16 protein-coding genes are annotated in these 18,203 nt (G+C 63.3%); 8 read left to right on the top strand and 8 right to left on the bottom strand.

Annotated features, from left to right (window positions below; genetic code table 11):
- Window positions 1-70: 70 nt before the first annotated feature.
- Genes AC3IT0_RS09825 through AC3IT0_RS09805 form a run of 5 tightly spaced genes read right to left on the bottom strand, consistent with a single transcriptional unit; the run spans window position 71 to window position 4,040 of the window.
- A complete protein-coding gene (locus tag AC3IT0_RS09825) occupies window positions 71-949 on the bottom strand; it encodes an alpha/beta fold hydrolase (RefSeq protein WP_489323501.1) in 879 nt (292 codons plus the stop codon).
- Window positions 950-952: 3 nt separating this feature from the next.
- Window positions 953-1,327 (bottom strand): hypothetical protein, encoded by a 375-nt coding sequence (locus AC3IT0_RS09820; protein WP_489323500.1) that lies wholly within the window; start codon window positions 1,325-1,327, stop codon window positions 953-955.
- Entirely contained in the window at window positions 1,320-2,222 is a 903-nt protein-coding gene (locus AC3IT0_RS09815) for an NAD(P)-dependent oxidoreductase (RefSeq protein ID WP_489323499.1), read from the bottom strand. The genes AC3IT0_RS09820 and AC3IT0_RS09815 overlap by 8 nt, the downstream gene beginning before the upstream one ends.
- A complete protein-coding gene (gene pcaC / locus AC3IT0_RS09810; protein ID WP_489323498.1) occupies window positions 2,219-2,617 on the bottom strand; it encodes a 4-carboxymuconolactone decarboxylase in 399 nt (132 codons plus the stop codon). The genes AC3IT0_RS09815 and pcaC overlap by 4 nt, the downstream gene beginning before the upstream one ends.
- A 4-nt stretch (window positions 2,618-2,621) precedes the next feature.
- On the bottom strand, window positions 2,622-4,040 hold the full coding sequence (locus AC3IT0_RS09805; RefSeq protein WP_489323497.1) for an NAD-dependent succinate-semialdehyde dehydrogenase: 1,419 nt from the start codon (window positions 4,038-4,040) through the stop codon (window positions 2,622-2,624).
- Between the two features lie 240 nt (window positions 4,041-4,280).
- Here AC3IT0_RS09805 and AC3IT0_RS09800 point away from each other — a divergent pair, with 240 nt between their 5' ends.
- Window positions 4,281-5,174, top strand: coding sequence for a LysR family transcriptional regulator (locus AC3IT0_RS09800; protein ID WP_489323496.1), 894 nt, complete (start codon window positions 4,281-4,283; stop codon window positions 5,172-5,174).
- Window positions 5,175-5,449: 275 nt separating this feature from the next.
- Window positions 5,450-6,493, top strand: a complete 1,044-nt coding sequence (locus AC3IT0_RS09795; protein WP_489323763.1) for an IS1595 family transposase — start codon at window positions 5,450-5,452, stop codon at window positions 6,491-6,493.
- A 1,602-nt stretch (window positions 6,494-8,095) separates the two neighbouring features.
- Here the strand turns inward: AC3IT0_RS09795 and AC3IT0_RS09790 are convergent.
- The 3 genes from AC3IT0_RS09790 to chcC2 all read right to left on the bottom strand — a co-directional run bounded on the left by AC3IT0_RS09790 (window position 8,096) and on the right by chcC2 (window position 12,177).
- Complete coding sequence (locus tag AC3IT0_RS09790; RefSeq protein WP_489323495.1) at window positions 8,096-8,818, bottom strand: SDR family NAD(P)-dependent oxidoreductase; 723 nt, start codon at window positions 8,816-8,818, stop codon at window positions 8,096-8,098.
- A gap of 21 nt (window positions 8,819-8,839) precedes the next feature.
- A protein-coding gene (locus AC3IT0_RS09785) for an IS3 family transposase (RefSeq protein ID WP_489323349.1) occupies window positions 8,840-10,224 on the bottom strand; the annotation gives its coding sequence in 2 pieces (ribosomal slippage) (window positions 8,840-9,906 and window positions 9,906-10,224; 1,386 coding nt in all).
- 234 nt (window positions 10,225-10,458) lie between these two features.
- Window positions 10,459-12,177 (bottom strand): 4-oxocyclohex-2-ene-1-carboxylate 5-dehydrogenase, encoded by a 1,719-nt coding sequence (gene chcC2 / locus AC3IT0_RS09780; RefSeq protein ID WP_489323494.1) that lies wholly within the window; start codon window positions 12,175-12,177, stop codon window positions 10,459-10,461.
- A 133-nt stretch (window positions 12,178-12,310) separates the two neighbouring features.
- Here chcC2 and AC3IT0_RS09775 point away from each other — a divergent pair, with 133 nt between their 5' ends.
- The 6 genes from AC3IT0_RS09775 to AC3IT0_RS09750 all read left to right on the top strand — a co-directional run bounded on the left by AC3IT0_RS09775 (window position 12,311) and on the right by AC3IT0_RS09750 (window position 18,198).
- Entirely contained in the window at window positions 12,311-13,096 is a 786-nt protein-coding gene (locus tag AC3IT0_RS09775; protein ID WP_489323493.1) for an IclR family transcriptional regulator, read from the top strand.
- A gap of 106 nt (window positions 13,097-13,202) precedes the next feature.
- Entirely contained in the window at window positions 13,203-13,964 is a 762-nt protein-coding gene (locus AC3IT0_RS09770) for an SDR family NAD(P)-dependent oxidoreductase (protein ID WP_489323492.1), read from the top strand.
- Between the two features lie 92 nt (window positions 13,965-14,056).
- A complete protein-coding gene (gene chcC1, locus AC3IT0_RS09765) occupies window positions 14,057-15,748 on the top strand; it encodes a 4-oxocyclohexanecarboxylate 2-dehydrogenase (RefSeq protein ID WP_489323491.1) in 1,692 nt (563 codons plus the stop codon).
- Between the two features lies 1 nt (window position 15,749).
- A complete protein-coding gene (locus AC3IT0_RS09760; RefSeq protein WP_489323490.1) occupies window positions 15,750-16,079 on the top strand; it encodes a Dabb family protein in 330 nt (109 codons plus the stop codon).
- A gap of 10 nt (window positions 16,080-16,089) precedes the next feature.
- Window positions 16,090-17,466 (top strand): MFS transporter, encoded by a 1,377-nt coding sequence (locus AC3IT0_RS09755; protein ID WP_489323489.1) that lies wholly within the window; start codon window positions 16,090-16,092, stop codon window positions 17,464-17,466.
- A gap of 540 nt (window positions 17,467-18,006) precedes the next feature.
- Window positions 18,007-18,198: a hypothetical protein gene (locus AC3IT0_RS09750; protein WP_489323488.1), complete on the top strand. Its 192-nt coding sequence runs from the start codon at window positions 18,007-18,009 to the stop codon at window positions 18,196-18,198.
- Window positions 18,199-18,203 lie beyond the last annotated feature (5 nt).

Genomic DNA, 18,203 nt, shown 5'->3' with positions numbered 1-18,203 from the left:
CGATGGTGCGCCGGGAAAGGTGGCACCGTGTCCGGCGGGCCGGTCTGCCCGGCCCGCCGTGAGGTGGGTCCTAGGCGGACTTACCTTCGATTTCCTCGAGGATCGGCAGGAGGAACTTGCGGAACTCGTCGTAGTTCTCGGTGACCGGGAAGTGGCCCAGCTTGGGCATCTCCCAGAACTTGGAACCCTTGACCAGGTTCGCTGCTTCCTTCGTGTCGGCCGGGGAAGTGTTGGGGTCGTATTCGCCGGTGAGGAAGTAGAGCATGCACTTGCTCGTGTCGATCGCGGCGGCCTCTTCCGGGGACACGTTGTGATCGTAGTAGTAGTAGTACAGGTCGCCGGCGAAGACGCCGGGGCCGCCGGACTGGTACTCCCACTGGATCTCGCGGACGTTCGCCTCCGGGGAGTAGGGGGAGATGTTCAGGAGCATGGCCGCGCCGATGGAGTTGCGGGAGACGTTGGGGTTATCGAACTCGCGGCGGATCCCGTCCATGCCGACTTCCACGTATTCGGCTGCCGAGCGCAGGGCGCCTTCGACGGAGATCGTGGCGCGGTAGCGGTCGTTGAAGTTCGAGGCCAGGTCGATGGCGAGGTGCCCGCCCATGGAGCTGCCCAGATAGACGGGGCGGTCCAGCTCGAGGGCTTCGGAGAGGGCGTTGGGGAAGGCCATCATGCGTGACTTGGTCATGTTGTATTCACGGGTCCACCATTTGTCCCCGTGCGGAGGCAGGGATTTGCCGTGGAAGGGCAGGTCGAAGGAGATGACCCGGTACCTGCTGGTGACCTCGGGGTCGTTGAGCAGGTGCCGGTACTGGCGGCCGTCGGAGCCGGCGGTGTGCCCGACGATCAGCGGGATGCCCTGGCCTGCTTCTTCGTAGTAGACCCGGTATTCAATGTCCTCGACGGTGAGGTAGACGTAACCGCCCTTGATGGGTTCGAACTTTGCCATGACTTACGCTCCTTCGACGTTGAGCTGGCGGAAGATTTGCATGAGCCGGTTCAGTGCCGGCAGGTAGGCGTAGAGCTGGTTGGTGTTGCTGAGTAACACGCCGTGCTTAGCGGAGGAACTCTGCAGGGACTGGAAGAACGGCCGCGGGTGCTCGGCGGTCATGTCCTTCCACTGCTCGTCGGTGCCCTTGATCCAGATGGCGGCATCCTGCGGGTCGGTGCCGGAGGGTTCGACCGTGAGGAGTTTGCCGTCGTCGTAGGCGGCGAGCCAGGCATTGTCGCCGATGGCGACGTGGAGTTTGCCGGTGTAGTAGCGCATCTCGCGGTTGAACTCGAAGTCTTCGGTCGCGGTGTGCAGCACCTCTGCGAAGTCATGCATGGATTTGCCTTTCATCGTTGAAAGCCTGAGTGGTGGTGGCGAGGTATTCATACATCCTCGTGTGGTCCTCGGCGCCGTGGCCGGCGTCGAGGGCGGACTGCCAGACGGTTTCGCAGTCGTGGCTGAACGGGGCCTCAATGCCCAGGGAATCGGCCAGGGCCGTGGCGATCTTAATGTCTTTGGTCATCAGTCCGATGGGGAACCCGGAGCCGAAGGTTCCGCTGAGCATGAACTGGGCGACCTTGTTTTCGGACGTGTTGCTCCGTCCGGAGGAGGCGTTCAGGACCTCGGTCATCGTCGCGGGGTCGATACCGAAGCGTTCTCCCACACGCAGCGCCTCGACGGTGGCGACGACGGATGCGGCGGAGACGAGGTTGTTCAGCGCCTTGGCCGCGTGCCCGGAGCCGGCGTCGCCGACGTGGATGACGGATTTTCCGAGGACGTCGAAGATGTCCTTGGCCTGGTCCAGGTCGTGCCAGCGACCGCCGACCATGACCGCGAGCTGTCCGTTCCGGGCTCCGCGGACGCCGCCGGAAACCGGTGCGTCAAGGTAGCGCATGCCCTGCCGTTCCAGCCGTTTGCCCAGGTCGCGGGAGCGGATGGGTTCGGAAGATGACATATCGATGAACAGGGTGTTCAGGGACGCGGCCGCGGCCACGCCGTTGGTGAGCACTCCTTCGACGATGTCGGAGTTGGGCAGCATCGTGATGATGACATCGGCTTCCTGCCAGGCGGCCGCGTCTGCGGCGGTCCGGGCGCCCGGATGTTCGTCCTGGAAGCGCTGGACGGCGCCTTGGTCCCGGTCGCTGATGATCAGCCGGTGGCCGGCGTCGGCGAGGCGTGCGGCCATGGGGAAGCCCATGTTGCCCAGGCCGATGAAGCCGATGGTACTCATGCTTCCGCCTCCATTTCCTTGAAGACCTCGCGGGCCAGGCGGAAGCTTTCCAGGGCCGCGGGGGCGCCGCAGTAGATGGCGACCTGGAGGAAGACCTCTTTGATCTGTTCCTTGGTCACACCGTTGCGGATGGCGCCGCGGACGTGGACCTTCAGCTCGTGCGGCCGGTTCAGGGCACTGATCATGGCCAGGTTGATCAGGCTGCGCTGGGCGCGTTCCAGACCGGGCCGGTTCCAGACATCACCCCAGCAGTACTGGGTGACGAGTTCCTGCATCGGCATCGAAAACTCGTCGGCGCTGTCCAGGCTGCGCTGGACGTACGCGTCGCCGAGGACTTCCCGGCGGGTGGCGAGGCCTTTGTCGAACAGGTCCTGGTTCATGGTTGTGGTGCTCACTGGATTACTCTCCTTTTGCTGCTTCTTCGGCGGCGTTGAGGGGTGTCTTGTCCCAGACCGCCTGAATGTTGGTGAACTCGTGGACGCCCAGGTAGGAAAGTTCACGGCCGAAGCCGCTCTTCTTGACACCGCCAATGGGAATCCGGGGGTCCGAGACGGACAGACCGTTGATGAAGACGCCGCCGGCGTCGATCCTGCGGGCCATGGCACGGGCTTTGGCGCTGTCGGCGGTCCAGATCGCGGCGCTGAGGCCAAATTCGGAGTTGTTCGCCTTGGCCAGCGCATCGTCGGCGTCCTCTGCAGCGATGACGGTTGCGACAGGACCGAAAATTTCCTCTTTGAAGGCCGTCATGGTTTCGGTGACACCGGCCAGGACCGTGGGGGCATAGAACGAGCCGGGTCCGGAGAGCCGGTAGCCGCCGGTGCGGAGCTCTGCACCCTCTGCGACGGACCGCTTGACCTGGTCATCGACGTCGAGCAGGCCCTCTTCCTTGGCCATCGGGCCGACGAAGGTTTCCGGATCGGTCGGGTCCCCGACTTTCAAGCTCTCCACACGGCGGGTGAGCTTTTCGGTGAATTCCGCGTACACGGAGCGTTCGACGATAATCCGTTTGGCCGAAATGCACACCTGCCCTGCGTTCACCATTCGCCCGGTGGCTGCCGCCTCGACGGCCTTGTCCAGGTCGGCGTCGGCAAGGACGATAAACGGGTCCGATCCCCCAAGTTCCAGGATGACCTTCTTCAGCGCACGGCCCGCCTCGGCGGCGACGCTCTGCCCGGCGACGGTGCCGCCGGTCACCGCCACGCCCGTGATCGCCGGGTTGTGGATGATGGCAGGGAGCTCATCGCGGTCGCAGTTCACGACCGCGAACGTCCCCTTCGGCAGTCCGGCCTCCTCCCACAAAGACTGCAACGCCAGCCCGCACCCGACCACATTGGAAGCCGGCTTCAGGAGGTAACCGTTGCCGCCCAGGATGATGGGGGCGGCCCCGCGGAAGATCTGCCAGACCGGGAAATTCCACGGCATGACCGCCAGCACGGTACCCGTGGGCAGATAGGAGACGTAGGCTTCCGGGCCGATGGCCGTTGCCGTGTCCTCCAACATGGCCGGCCCGTGTTCGGCGTACCAGTCCAGCATGTTCGCGCACTTGGTGACCTCGGCCTGGGCTTGGGTGACCGGTTTGCCCATTTCGGCAGTGATGACGGCGGCCAGCTTCGCGGTATCGCGCCGCAGCAGTTCTGCATGCCGGCGGAAAACCTCAGCGCGCCGGGCCGGGGACGTGTCCCGCCAGCTGGCGAAACCCTCGGCTGCGGACCGGACGACGTCTGAGACGCCCTGCTCATCCAGGTAAGGGTAGGTGGCCACGTCTTCGCCGGTGGCCGGGTTCGTCGATTTCGCGACGGCAACTTCGATGGTGCCCATAGTGTGTTCCTTCAAGTTCGTGTGATGGGGCTAACAACGACTCTAGAAGCAACGGACAGTTTGATAAATAAGAAGTTTCCGAAGTGTCACTTCTCTGAAAGAGAACGATCAGGCTCTGTTCAAATCGGCGTGCATACGGCCGGCTGACCTAAACGGGTTGAAAAGCACCCCGAGTGCTGTCATCCTTCTGTGAGAGTGATGCTTCGACTGCATCGCTTCACTAATGAAGAACTGAGGACAATGGAGATCTCACAGCTCGAAATTTTTCTAGCCGTAGCGGAGACCGGCAGCATCACTAAAGCAGCCGCCAAGCTGCTTCGTGCTCCCTCAAACGTATCGACGCGGATCCAGCAGCTCGAACGCGAGCTGGGAGTCAAGCTGCTGGTACGGGACAAGCGCCAAAGCTCCCTCTCCGCGGATGGGGAGGCCTTTCGCGAACATGCCCAAAAGATCATTGACCTGTGTAACGACGCCAAAGCCTTCACGGCACAGGGTGAACCTCGGGGCAAATTCCGTCTCGGTGCCCTCGAAAGCACCGCGGCCGTTCGAATACCGCCGATACTTGCCAGCTTCCACCTCCGTTACCCGGCGGTCGACGTTGAACTCGAAGCAGGGTCCTCGGGAGTACTCTTTGACCATTTGCTCAACGGACAACTCACGGCAGCATTCTCCGATGGAAAACCGGCCGTACCATCGATAACTGGCGTCAGGGCTTTCAGCGAGGAACTGGTGATCCTCACTCCGCAGACGGTGAACGAGATCAACGACGATTTCAAGGCGTCCCACCCGACGGCGTTCATGTTCGGCACCATCTGCTCCTACCGCCAGCGCTTTGAGGACTGGCTCGATTCGGAAGGAATCGTCCCCGGGCGGATTGTCGAGATTTCGTCGTACTACAGCATGCTCGCCTGCGTCGCCGCCGGCGGCGGCATCTGCATGATGCCCAAATCGCTTCTGGAGACGCTTCCCGGCGCAAATCGGGTCCACGCCCACGAGATACCAGGCGCTCTCGGCACGGCCGAAACCTGGCTGATGTGGCGCCGGGACTGCCGCTCAGCCAACCTCCAGGCATTCATCACTGAACTCAGGGAACACCTGGGCCCGGCAATTGAGGCTTCCCCTGCCGCCGCGTAGCGGAATCCGCCCGACCTCTTGTCACAAGCGCGATTCCGGCTCCGCTTGCATTCCGAGAGAAAGTCGGTTACACGCTTGCTACTGTTAGCCGGCCCGGAAGGATGATCCCCGTTTTTCTAAATGCGCAGTCTATGGGCCAACGGTGAGGACGACCCCTCCCCCGTAATCAAAGACACGTCTATGACCACTTCCGCCGACTACCCACGCAACTTCGATATCGACAGTTTTCTTGCTCTGGGCTATTCATCTGAGCGGAGTATCCTGAGTGCGTGGAATTGGTGCAACCGCGGGCAGGGGTGCACTATCCGAGGTCGGCCGGAGAGTTTCGATCGTGGTTCAGCACAGACGCGGACTGCTTGGACTATCTGGACTGGCTGCGCTGGCCGAACGGCTTCGTGTGCCCGCGGTGTGGGCACACAGGTGGTTGGGCGGTCGCCGATGGCGGGTACCGGTGCGCCTCCTGCGCAGGCCGCACGTCGGTCACGGCGGGCACGATCTTCGACCGCCGCAGGACACCGCTGACGGTGTGGTTCGAGGCCTGCTGGATGTTCGCCTCGGGCAAGGACGGCATGTCCGCGTTGAGCCTGCAACGGTCGCTGGAGATCGGCTCGTACCCGACCGCGTGGGCGATGCTGCATCGACTCCGCTCAGTACTGGTGCGGCCGGGGCGAGATCGACTGGCCGGCACCGTCGAGGTGGACGAGACATACATCGGCGGCGAGGAGCCGGGGCTGCGCGGCGGACGCGCCAAGGGCAAGAAGGCACTGGTAGGCATAGCAGTTGAGGTCCAGGAACCGCACGGGTTCGGGCGGGCCCGGATGGCGATCCTGGCCGACGGGTCGGCCGCCTCGCTGCACGCCTTCGTCACCGAACACGTCGAGCCGGGTACGCGGGTGATCACCGACGGCTGGGCCGGCTACCGCGGAATCGACAAGCTCGGCTACACCTACGAACCGCACAGCCAACGCGCCGCCCGCGCCCGCGGAGAGGACCCCGGCGACCTGCTCCCCGGCGTCCATCGGGTGGCCTCGCTGGTCAAGCGCTGGCTGCTGGGCACGCACCAGGGCTCGGTCGACGAAGCGCACTTGCAGAGCTACCTCGACGAGTTCGTCTTCCGCTTCAACCGACGCCAATCGCGCAGCCGAGGCATGGTCTTCTACCGCATCCTCCAACTCGCCGTCGCCCACGCTCCCGTGCGCTACCGCGACCTGGTCGCCGACCCCCAACCGAAGAAGACCCCGCCCCCACCGCCAGGAAGACGAGGCCATCCGCCGACCATGGACAGGCCACGGGCGGCTCACCCATGGAGAGGCTCCTAACCTGCGTAAGTCCGCTCAGATGAATACCCCAGTTCTTGCTAACTCTCATTAGAGCAGAGAACAGAACCGGGCCGCCGATCCACCGTCCCCAAACCATGAGCACCCTTCAACATTTTGTCGGAGTAGTCGGCCAAGATCAAATTCTCACAGGGACAACACCGTGAATTTCCTGACGCGGCTTGTGCAGTGACTTAAGAGCCATGTGCACACGTGTACACACTTCGTGGGTAGTTTGTACACACACTGGGCCCTAAACGCCTCTGACCTTCGACAACACTCGGTCCGAGGTGGTCATCAGTCCCACACACCAGCAGTCTCAGCCCCGCTTGCTCGCACGTCGTACCATCAGGGCTTCTGCCGTCGACGTGGTTCTGGCCGCGTCGGTGCGGGCGTGCCGCGCTTGGGTTGCCCGCGGGTCATGTCTGAAGGGCCGGCGCGGAGCATGTATGGAAGTCATCAGAAAAGGGATAAGCGGCCGAGAAGACACACGATGGCAACCGGCAGAGCCGACTATCTGACGGGACGGAGGCGATGGAGCTTCCCGCACGTCATGTCGCACAGAGCGTTCGGACCCATGCGCTGGTATGAACCAGGGAGGGACCAAATGCAGGTCGACGGACCCGACCGTGTACAGGGTGTGGACAGTGTCCACACCCTTTTGGTCGGACAACCGATCACATTTCCGCTCACGTGATCACCGACGGCGGCTGGGCGCGTAGCGGAAAGTCGTCGAAAATCACGGCTAAGTCATGTCGTCCACACAACCCGCAGCCATGAATGAGTGATGGCCAACACCGGCCACCGGAACAAGCCAGAGAAGAGGGCGAATAAACCCAGATACCAGCACGCGGAGGGCCCACCAGGCAATGCCCTGAACCCGCAACCCACACAACCGAATAGGCGATCGCGGCGCCAGGCACAGACCGCGGCCAGTGTCAGAGGGACCGCGGAGGGTCAATGTCCACACATTAAAGCAAGAACCCCTCTGACGAGGGGTTATGCGTGCCCGAGGTGGGACTCGAACGGGACTCCAGCCCTTGCAAACACTGGGCTCCCCCGGAAACATACGGAATCCGACCCAGTCCGGCGCCGGTACGACCGAGTCCGAAGCCCAGGGTGTGCACATTGTGCACACCCCCAATTCTCCGGCTCAAAGTCCCCAGACCAACGAGCGCGCCCCGCGTCGACGGGGCGCGCTTCTTCTTTGTCCTGACAAAAACGATCCGACCGGAGGGTCCACGCTTGGCGGCAACAGGTCATGCCCGCGCTCGTTTCCAGATGCCAGTGCAGGCCACGCGGCATTCTTGGTCTGTGGTGTCTTCATAGCGATTCCACCTCCCTTCAGCCCTTTCGTGGGTCCGATCGGCGGACAGCCACATGACCGGCGGCAGTACGCAAGGGCCTGGATATTCTCCTCCAACTTATAGGTGCTGATCAGTTTATCTACGGGAATTTGCCGGCCTCCATCAGGGAGTGACCAGTGCAATTCCGCCATACCCGCACTGCACCTCGCGGCGATCAGGGTTCCCAGGCATGGGGATGGACGGCCTGTGCAGCAATCTGCAAGACCGACCAGGAAAACGATTCTGGCCCCGGTAGATCTTAGATAGAGGTGTATCCGCCATCGGCGTTGATAATAGATCCCGTCAGTGCCGACGAGCTATCGCTGGCCAGGAACAGAACAACACTAGCGATCTCCTCCGGTCGAAGCAGTCGTCCGATGGGTTGTCTGGAAATCATCTGGGAGCGGGTCTCTTCCGGGAGTTTAGCCAGCAACGGCGTGTCCACGTAGCCTGGTGACACCGCGTTGAAGCGGATATCCTGTCGGGCGTACGTAAGCGCAGCTGAACGCGTGAAGTTAGCGACGGCGGCCTTCGCTGCAGAGTAGGCATTGCTGTTGGCCTGGCCGACGTGGGCCAAAATCGAGGCCATGTTGATTACAGAAGCGGTACGAGGTTCTGTGTAGTCCCCGCGGCGGGCCAGGATCGTCGAGACGGCCCATTTGTTGCATATGGCAACACCTGTGAGGTTGACGTCGATGACACGTCGCCAATTGGACATATCGAGTTCATGAAGCGGTGTCTTTACCTCGGGAATTCCAGCGTTAGCTACCAGGACGTCCAAGCCGCCAAATGTGCGCGCTGCTCCGTCCATGAGGCGGCGTACCGAAGATTCGTCGGTCACATCCGTGCGAATGAATTGGGCTCTGCCCCCGCGAGCTGTTATTTCCTCCACAACGTGAGAGCCGCTGCTCCCAATATCGCCGATGGTGACTGCAGACCCGGCTTCCGCCAGTTTGCGGGCTATGGCTTCGGAATTTTTCAAGCTGAACGGTACCAACGGGAGTTAGGCGGCTGACTGTTCGGTGTTTTCCTTGGGTTGGTTGATCCATGCGGGCCCGGGCAGGGCCAGTATTTTGGGGTCGGTGGTTTTGGCGAAGCGGTTGGGGTGTTTTGCCCTCGCCGCGGCGAGGGTTTCCGAGCGTTGCTTGGCGATGCCGACGGCGAATCCGTAGTGGACGTTGGCGGGAGTGTGGAAGCCGATTCCGGAATGCTGGTGGTGATGGTTATACCAGTCCATGAACTCGTTGATAAAGGCTCTGGCATCGCCAAGGGAAGCGAAGCGTTCGGGAAACATGGGCCCGTATTTCATGGACTTGAAGAGGCTTTCTGAGTACGGATTATCGTTGCTCACCCGGGGCCGGGAATGTGACCGGGTGACCTCCAAGTCCGAGAGCAGCGCGGCCACTGTCTTAGACGTCATCGACGTGCCCCTGTCCGCGTGCACGACTTGCGGGATGCCGTGGATCCCGAAGATTTCCCTCATCATCTCCACTGCCAGAACCGCGGATTCACTGGCGTGCACGTGCGCTCCGACGATGAAGCGGGAGTGGATGTCGATCATCATGTAGCAGTCGAAGTATTTGCCCTTCACGGGCCCGGCCAGCTTCGTGATGTCCCAGCTCAGCACCTGGCCCGGGGCGGTGGCGACGAGCTCGGGCACGGTCCGGGGAGGGTGTTTGGCCAGGCGGCGGCGTTCCTTGACCTGCTTGTTCTCCTCCAGCACCCGGTAAAATGTTGACAACGAGCCCAGATAGACGCCTTGATCCAGGAGCTTCGCATAGACCTGCATCGGTGCCAGGTCCACAAACTCCGGGGCGTTCAACGCCGCCAGTACCGCAGCCCGCTCGGCAGGGCTGAGCTTGTTCGGTGGAGCTGCCTCCGGCTGGTCCCGGGGCGGGGCCGGCTTGCGGTACACCGTGGTGCGTGAGACCCCGGCCAGGGCCGCCGCTTGCCGGGTGGGGACCTGTTGTTGGCGCAGGCCGTGGTAGGCGGCCATCAATTCTTCTTGGACTTCGGCTCGTCCGGTGATTCCTGAATGGCGTTCTCTAAGAACGCCGAGAGTTTTTCCATGATTCCCAAGGCTGCCTCGGATCGTTTCAACCGGCTCTCACTCACCTCCAACTGGCGGCGCAAACGCGCGATCTCAGCCTGGTCCGACGACAGTTTCCCGATTGTCTCCCCAGGCTTCTTGCCAGCGAGGACACCGGCGTCACGGAGCCGGCGCCATTCAGTCATCTGGGATGAATAAAGGCCCTCGCGGCGCAGAAACGCACCGCCTTCATTGCCCTGGCACGCCGCCTCGTACGAGGCCAAATATTCGAGCTTCTGCACTGGGGTGAACGACCGGCGAGGGGTCGGTCCACCGGAACGCGGTCCGGGACTGTTCATAGGACCATCTTGGCCTACGGCACTCAAAACTGGACTGGACATGATTACTGGATTCCTGATTCTCGCCCCACGCGATTAAGCGGACTTGCTATGAGCCCTTGGTACCGTTCCAGCCTGACACGTAGGGCTTCCCCGATTCCGGAAGCTCCACCTGTCACGACCGCGGACTTTCCAATCAGCATGCTGTCTCTTCCTGCCTTTCGATTCTCCGGGGACACGTCCTGATGCGCACGTTTAGACCACTTCGGCACGCTTAAGGCCGCGTTCGGCGGCGAGCCTGGCGATGTCGCGCCCCGCCCGGTAACCGAACACGAGGGCTGGGCCGATGTGTGAGCCGTAGCCCGGGTAGCCGCCACCGAACACGCTGACGGCTGCCGCGCCGACGGCGATGAGTCCGGGAACCGCGGTGCCCTCAGCGGTGATGACCTCGGAGCGGTCGTTGACGCCGATGCCGGCGAAGGTGCCCAGATCGCCCATCTGGATCTTGGCCGCGTAGTACGGGCCCTTGCCGACCGGGGCCAGGTTCGGGTTCGGTTTGTGCTCCATGTCGCCGCGGAAGTGGTTGTACAGGGTGGAGCCGCGGCCGAACGCCGGGTCCTCGCCGCGTTCCGCTGCCGGGTTGAACCCGGCGACGGTCGCCCTAAGGCCCTCGGCGTCGATGCCGAGCTTGCCGGCCAGTTCTTCCAGGGTGTCTCCCCTGACCAGGTAGCCGGTCTTGTAAAAGTAGCCGCGCGGCATCGGCCAGGGCTTGGCGTAGCCGATGCCGTACTTGTGCATCGTCTTCGCGTCGCCGATCACGAACCCGAACGTTTTGTCCTCGTCCTTGTTGTGCCCGATCATCGCCCCGCCGAAGTCGTGGTAGCTCAGGGCTTCGTTGCCGAAGCGTTTGCCGTGACGGTCGACGGCGATCAGCCCCGGCAGACCGATGGCGCGCAGGTGCGGGAAGAGTCGCTCTTTGCCGTTGAGGTACTTGAAGACGGTCACCGGCGCCCAGGAGCCAACGCTGAACACTGAGTTGTCGATGTGTCCGCCGGCGCTGATTGCCAGGTTGGCGGCATCCCCGCCGTGGCCCAGGGTCGGGGTAAAGTGGTCGTCGCCCTCGGCGTCGTGGGGGAAGTACTGCTTCCGGAGTTCCTTGTTCCCCGAGAAACCGCCGGCGGCGAGGATGACGCCGAGACGTGCCGTTACGGCGGCGGCATGGTCTCCGCCGATGACCGCTCCGGTGATGGTGCCGGCGTCGTCGCGGGTCAGGGAAAGTGCCGGTGAGGAATTCCAGAGCCGCACGCCCAGGTCGTCGGCGCTCTTGACCATCCGGGTCATCAGCGCATTGCCGTTGGAACGCAGCACGGGGCGCCGGTAGCGGGCCGCATCGACCCAGGTCCGGAGCAGCTTCTTGGCCACGTAGACGAACGACTTGACCGACTGGTTGACATGGAAGAACTCGTTGATGTCCGGGCCGACCTGCGGCATGTAGCCGAAGACGGTGTAGGAACTCATGTAAGGCTGCATCAACAGGCGCTTGTCCCCGAGGATGCGCGCGTCAACGTCTCGCGGCAGGATCGCCCGGCCCGAGAGCTTTGCCCCGGGCAGGTCCATCTTGTAGTCCGGGGACTTCTCCGGGTAGGTGAATTTCACCTCGGTCTCGTTCTCCAAGAAGGAAATGGCTTCGGGCACGGTGTCCAGGAAGGTCCGGACGCCGGCCTCGTTGAACGTCTCCGGCGCCAGGTTTTTTAGGTACGTTTCCGTTTCCTCACGGGTGTCGCCCTGCGCCATTCCCTGCTTGTTGCCGGGGACCCAGGCCCAGCCGGCGGAAATCGCCGTCGTGCCGCCGAAGTACTGGTCCTTCTCGGCAACGATCACGCTCAATCCCTGCGACGCGGCTTTCAACGCTGCGGCCATGCCGGCCACACCGGATCCGATGACGAGGACATCACAGGCGACGCTTTTACTCATGCTTCTTGCTCCGTTCAGTCGGCCGCACGCATCAGCGCGGCAGCCGTGGGGAAAGGCTAAACCCCCAGTACAGCCGGTGATCGGGTCAGGCGTGAGGAGGATTACCATTGAGTGGGAATCTGGAGGAGGATGTGTGGCCAACTCTTCATCAGGCGAGTCGATCATCGGACGCTTCGTCAAGATCGTGAGCGCCTTCGATGACCGCCACAAGACCATGAGCGTCGCCGAACTCGGCCGCCGTACCGGCCTTCCGGTTACGACCACGTACCGGCTGGTCAACGACCTGCTGCTCGAGCGCCTCCTCGAACGCGAACCCGGCGGGAACGTGCGTATCGGCACCCGGATGTGGGAGCTGGTGTCCCGCGGGTCGACGATGGTGGGCTTGAGGGAAGCCGCACTGCCGTTCATGGAGGACGTCCAGGCCGTGGTCCAGCACTCCACCACACTTGGCATACTCGATTCCGATGAAGTCCTGTATATCGAGCGCATCGGCTCCGCTGCGACCATTGTGGACATCACGAAAATTGCCGGCCGTCTCCCGCTGCACGCGACGTCGTCCGGGCTGATACTGCTGGCCCATTCACCGGCCGCATACCAGGAAACCATCCTGGCCCGGCCCCTAACCAAGTACACCGAATCCACGCTCACCGATCCAGCGGTGCTGCGCCGCCATCTGGCCGAAATCAGGCAGCGGGGCTTTGCCGCCATGCCCGGGGTGATCGTGCCGGAATCTGCAGGTATTGCCGTGCCGGTCTTCGGACCCGAGAATACCGCTGTCGCGGCACTGAGCGTGGTGGTGCCCCGGACCGAGGAATACACGGCCGCCCGAGTGCCGGTCCTGATGGCGGCCGCCCGCGGCATTTCCCGCGCCCTGGGCTGGCGCGGGGAACTCAAGGGTGCCCTCCGCCAGAGCCACTAAGTTTCTGTTCCCGTTCATCGGCAATGACGTGGTCCCGCTCACAGCCCCCCTGTCACTCTGACTAAACGCGGCAAAGAGGCCGCTGGAGTTACGAGGAGCAGAGAACATGAACAGCGCACACAACCGCGTCGCCGGCAAGACGGCAGTCGTCACGGGCGGCCGGGGCGACCTCGGGAGCGCCACCGCCGCGCTGCTTGCCGAGCACGGTGCCAAGGTCGCAAGTCTGGACGTGGCAGGCATTCCTGCCGCCGTCGCCCACGAAAAAATCAGCGAATACGACGTCGACGTAACCAGCGAGGAGAGCGTCGCGGACGCGATCCGCCGGGTCACCGAGGACCTCGGCACCCCGGACATCCTGGTCAACGCGGCCGGAATAATCGGCCCGGCCGGAGCGTCCCACACCGCCTCCATCACGGACTTCGACATCCTCTTCAACGTCAATGTCAAGGGCGTCTGGCTGATGACCAAATTCGTTATCCCCGGAATGATCGAGAAAGGCGCCGGCAGCATCGTCAACTTCTCCTCGATCCACGGGCTCACCGGCGGCCCGAACGTCCCGTTGTATCACGCCACCAAGGGCGCCGTCCGGCTGCTGAGCAAGTCGGACGCCGCCGCCTACGGCAGACATGGCATCCGGGTGAACTCCATCCATCCCGGCTCGATGAACACCCGGATGAGCCGCCGTTCCGCCGAACAGTCCGACATCGGCGCAGAGCGATACTACAAGCAGCTCGTCGGCTCCAACCCGCTGCCCCGGCAGGGCGAACCGGACGAAATTGCCTACGGCGTCCTGTACCTGGCCTCGGACGAATCCCGCTTCACCACCGGCTCGGAACTCGTGATCGACGGCGGCTACACCGCAGTCTGATCTCCCACCGTCTAACCGCACCCCGGATCTGTTCCACGGCGAGGCTGCCTCGCAGCCGCACCGGAACTTCTTCTTCGAAAGGGCAACACACTATGAAATTTATTAACGGAACCGGATCGGACCGCTACGACGTCATCGTCGTCGGCTCCGGGGCAGGCGCCCTCACCGCGGCAGCCACCTCCGCGCGTGCCGGCAAGTCCGTCGTCGTCCTCGAGAAAAGCGACCTGCTGGGCGGAACCTCGGCCGTTTCCGGCGGCATGCTCTGGGTGGCCGACAACCACCACGCCCGCAAAGCAGGAATCGCCGATTCGAAGGAAGCAGCCGCCGAATATGTGCGCGCCGTCGCCCGTGGGCGCGGCCGTGAGGAACTCCTGAACGCGGCCCTGGAGTACGGGGACCAGATGCTTCAGTTCGTGGAAGAGGAATGCGGCGTCCGTTTCATCTTCCTGAACAAATTCCCGGACTACCGCCAGGACCTGCCCGGCGCCCTGCCGGGCGGCCGCACGGTGGAACCCGAGCTGTTCAACAGCAGGCAAGCCCTGGGCGGGCTCACTCCGCACGTCCGCACTGACGGCCGCGCGCCGTTCACGATGCAGGAGTACGAGAACTGGGGCGCGTTCACGAATTTCCCCTGGGAGGATTTGAACCGGCGCCAGGCCGACGGTCTCGTGGCCAAGGGCCAGGCCCTTGTGTCCATGCTCCTGGCCAGCCTGGTCCGGGACGGTGCCGCTCTCATCACGGGGGCACGCGGACACCGCCTCGTCTCTGACGGCAGCCGGGTGACCGGCGTCGAACTGGAAACCGGCGAAGTGTTCCACGCGAACGACGGCGTTGTGCTGGCCACCGGCGGCTTCGAATGGGACAAGGCACTGGCCGACTCGATGCTGGCATCGCGGCTGTACACGATGTGCTCGCCACCCTCAAATACAGGCGACGGGCTACGGATGTCCCAGCGCATCGGTGGCCAGACCCGCGGCACTCGCGAAGCCTGGTGGGCCCCGATGTCCATCACCGGGGACACCCGCGACGGGCAGCCCGTGGGCACCCTCCTCCGCTTCGAGCGCCAGGGCCCGGGATCGATCATGGTAAACCGGCACGGCCACCGTTTCGCCAACGAATCCCAGAACTACAACGACCTGGCCCGCTCCCTGCACTCCTGGGACTCCGCCGGAAACCAGGCCCTGAACACCCCGGCCCACGTCATCGTCGACCACGCCTACCTGGAGCACTACGGCATCCTGGCCCACCGCGCTGGCCAGCCCACCCCCGGGTACCTGACCGAGGCGGCGACGCTTGGCGAGCTCGCCGCGAAGATCAACGTTCCCGCCGAAAACCTCATAGGGACGGTGTCCCGGTTCAACGAGTTCGCCGTCAGGGGCGAGGATCCCGACTTCGGCCGCGGCGAAAGCGCGTACGACAAATACTGGGGCGACGACGGAAACCCCTTCCCGAACCCGTCCCTGGCACCGCTGCAGACCGGGCCGTTCTACGCCATGGAGGTGGTCAATGGCGCGTTCGGAACCAACGGCGGAATCGCCACCGACGGGCGCGCCCGCGTCCTGGACGTGGACAATGAGCCCATCGAAGGGCTCTTTGCCGCCGGCAACACGACGGAAAATGCCTACGCCGCCGGGTACCCCGGCGCCGGCGCAACGCTCGGCCCGATCATGACCATGGGTTACCTCGCCGGACGCACAATCGCCGGCCAGGACCCAGACTTCGCCGGTTCCGCGACCGCCGGCCAAGCAGCCGCCGACGCCACCGCTGAACTGATAGGAGCCTGACATGATCCGCCACACCGTACTCTTCAAGTTCAAACCGGATTTCCCGTCCGCCGACAAGCAGGCCTGGATCGCCGGACTCAACAAGATGTCGGGGAATATCCCCGGCATGATCAGCCTGACCCACGGCCCGGACATACTCAACACCGAGCGTTCCTTCGATTACGCCATCGTGGCGGACTTCGAAAAAGTCGAGGACATCGCGGGGTACAACACCCATCCGCTGCACGAGCCGCTCAAAGCCTATTCATTCCCCAATAGCCAGCAAATCCTTTCGGTGGACTTCCACCTCGGGGATTCCCAGCCGGCTGCCGCTAAGACATCGTTGTCTTAAGGAGATCCCCATGCACACCGCACCCGCCCCACACCTGGCCGCACGCAAGACCCCGCGGAAGGCAGCCTTGGCATCGTTCCTCGGCAGCACCCTGGAATACTACGACTTCTTCATCTACGGCACCGCCGCCGCCCTGGTGTTCCCGCACCTGTTCTTCCCCTCCGCCGACCCTGCCATTGGTCTGATCGGAGCCTTCGCCACCTTCGGAGTCGCCTACGTGGCGCGGCCCGTGGGCGGGCTGGTTATGGGCCACTTCGGCGACAAGCTGGGGCGCAAGAAGATCCTGCTACTCACCCTCGGCATCATGGGACTGGCCTCGCTCGGCATCGGATTCCTGCCCACATACGAACAGGTCGGCGTCTGGGCCCCGATCCTGCTTGTGGCCGGGCGCCTCGCCCAGGGCTTCTCCGCCGGCGCCGAGTCTGCCGGGGCATCCACGCTCACGCTGGAACACTCCCCGGAAGGCAAGCGCGGCTTCTTTACCAGCTTCGTGATGACCGGCTACGCCTCTGGCATGGTACTGGCCACTTTGGTCTTTATCCCGGTCACAGCTCTGCCGCAGGAAGCAATGATGAGCTGGGGCTGGCGCGTCCCGTTCTGGCTGTCCATCGTGGTCTTAGGCATCGCCTACTGGGTGCGGACCCACCTGGATGAGACCCCGGTTTTTGAAGAGGCCAAGGAACAGCATCAGGTCACCCCAATGCCGGTCAAGGAAGTCCTCAAGTTCCAGGGTCCCGATGTGCTGCGCGTTGTGGGAATGTCCATCATGTCCGTCATGCAGACCATCTTCACGGTCTTCGGCCTGGCGTACGCGACCTCCACGGCTGGTTTTGACCGGGCCTCCATCCTCACCGTCAACGCCGTGGCGATCGGCCTGTCGATGTTCGCCATGCCGCTGGCGGCGAAGATCTCGGACCGGATCGGGCGGCGCCCCTTGTTGCTGACGGCAGCAATCGGTTGCTCGATCACGATCTTCGTGTACTTCCTTGCATTGTCCTCGGGCAACATCGTGCTGGTCTTCCTGGCCGCATTCCTGAACATGACGGTGCTGTACTCGGGATTCAACGGCATCTGGCCCTCTTTCTTCGCCGAACAGTTCGCTGCACCGGTACGGTATACCGGCATGGCGATGGGCAACCAGCTCGGCCTGGTCCTGGCAGGCTTCGCGCCAATGATCGCAGGCTTGCTCCTGACCCCGGGCGTCAACGGCTGGGTTCCTGTGGCCGTCTTCGGCACAGTCTGCATGCTCATCGCGGCCGTCTCGGTGTACTTCTCCCGTGAGACGTTCAAGACCCCCATCGAGGAACTGGGCGCCCCCTACCTGGAAGGCACAGCACGGCGCCTGGAACAGCACACCGGACACGAGGCAGCCATCCAACTCCCCTAATACGAGTCGCAACCCCGGGGTCGTTTCGCGACTCCGGGGTGCCTGCGCGTACACCGAGCTGGCCGGCCCCTAACCGGTCGTGCAGACAGGCGCCCATGCCAACTAAGCGAAGTCCCGGCCACCGCACGGTCCGTTGCTAAATGGCGGTGACCGGAGCCGGGGTCTTGGCGGTAAGCGGGCTCCATCAGAGCGTGTAGCAGAGATCGGGCCGACGCCGGTGAGCTCACCCTGGCTGCAATATCGGCAAGGTCATCCACTGGTGGTCAGCTTCAAAGCAATGATTATGACCGGGCGCATCCCAAGGAACTACGGTGATCGGCGGTCTTAGGCATGGTCCTACTAACAAACACGGATCATATTTCCCATTCCGAGCATGCGATATTGGTGCAGGAACCCAGAAGAGCCTCTGGAGGCTTTCGCTTCCAGGGGTTTTTCCTATTCACACGGAGACAAGGTGTGTATCCGCGGTGCCGCCATTTCCCGTAATTGATTCGGGCCCTGGACTGCCGTCGTCTTCATACAGCAAGGAGGACGCCAGCCATGACATCGGGAACCAGCATCGACTCGTCTGCGGCCGTAGGCACAATCACCCACCCTCGGCGCCACGAACGCGCCGAACTCGGTAAAACCTGTACCATCCTGGCAGCCCTCGGCTTGTCACTGGAAGCCACGGACGCGGCAGCGACCACCACCCGGCACGCCGCGACTACGCCCAAACCTTCACGCGCCTGATCGCT

It is taken from the genome of Pseudarthrobacter sp. KH_020_B (assembly GCF_057840185.1).
The sequence above is the reverse complement of the archived record's forward strand: the minus strand, read 5'-3'. Positions and strand labels throughout refer to the sequence as shown.

What these genes read in the sequence shown, in the direction of transcription:
- AC3IT0_RS09760 (WP_489323490.1), top strand. Translation starts at nt 15,750, where the DNA reads ATGATCCGCCACACCGTACTCTTCAAGTTCAAACCGGATTTCCCGTCC.
- AC3IT0_RS09805 (WP_489323497.1), bottom strand. Translation starts at nt 4,040, where the DNA reads ATGGGCACCATCGAAGTTGCCGTCGCGAAATCGACGAACCCGGCCACC.
- AC3IT0_RS09815 (WP_489323499.1), bottom strand. Translation starts at nt 2,222, where the DNA reads ATGAGTACCATCGGCTTCATCGGCCTGGGCAACATGGGCTTCCCCATG.
- AC3IT0_RS09770 (WP_489323492.1), top strand. Translation starts at nt 13,203, where the DNA reads ATGAACAGCGCACACAACCGCGTCGCCGGCAAGACGGCAGTCGTCACG.
- AC3IT0_RS09800 (WP_489323496.1), top strand. Translation starts at nt 4,281, where the DNA reads ATGGAGATCTCACAGCTCGAAATTTTTCTAGCCGTAGCGGAGACCGGC.
- AC3IT0_RS09820 (WP_489323500.1), bottom strand. Translation starts at nt 1,327, where the DNA reads ATGCATGACTTCGCAGAGGTGCTGCACACCGCGACCGAAGACTTCGAG.
- AC3IT0_RS09825 (WP_489323501.1), bottom strand. Translation starts at nt 949, where the DNA reads ATGGCAAAGTTCGAACCCATCAAGGGCGGTTACGTCTACCTCACCGTC.
- chcC1 (WP_489323491.1), top strand. Translation starts at nt 14,057, where the DNA reads ATGAAATTTATTAACGGAACCGGATCGGACCGCTACGACGTCATCGTC.
- AC3IT0_RS09750 (WP_489323488.1), top strand. Translation starts at nt 18,007, where the DNA reads ATGACATCGGGAACCAGCATCGACTCGTCTGCGGCCGTAGGCACAATC.
- chcC2 (WP_489323494.1), bottom strand. Translation starts at nt 12,177, where the DNA reads ATGAGTAAAAGCGTCGCCTGTGATGTCCTCGTCATCGGATCCGGTGTG.
- AC3IT0_RS09755 (WP_489323489.1), top strand. Translation starts at nt 16,090, where the DNA reads ATGCACACCGCACCCGCCCCACACCTGGCCGCACGCAAGACCCCGCGG.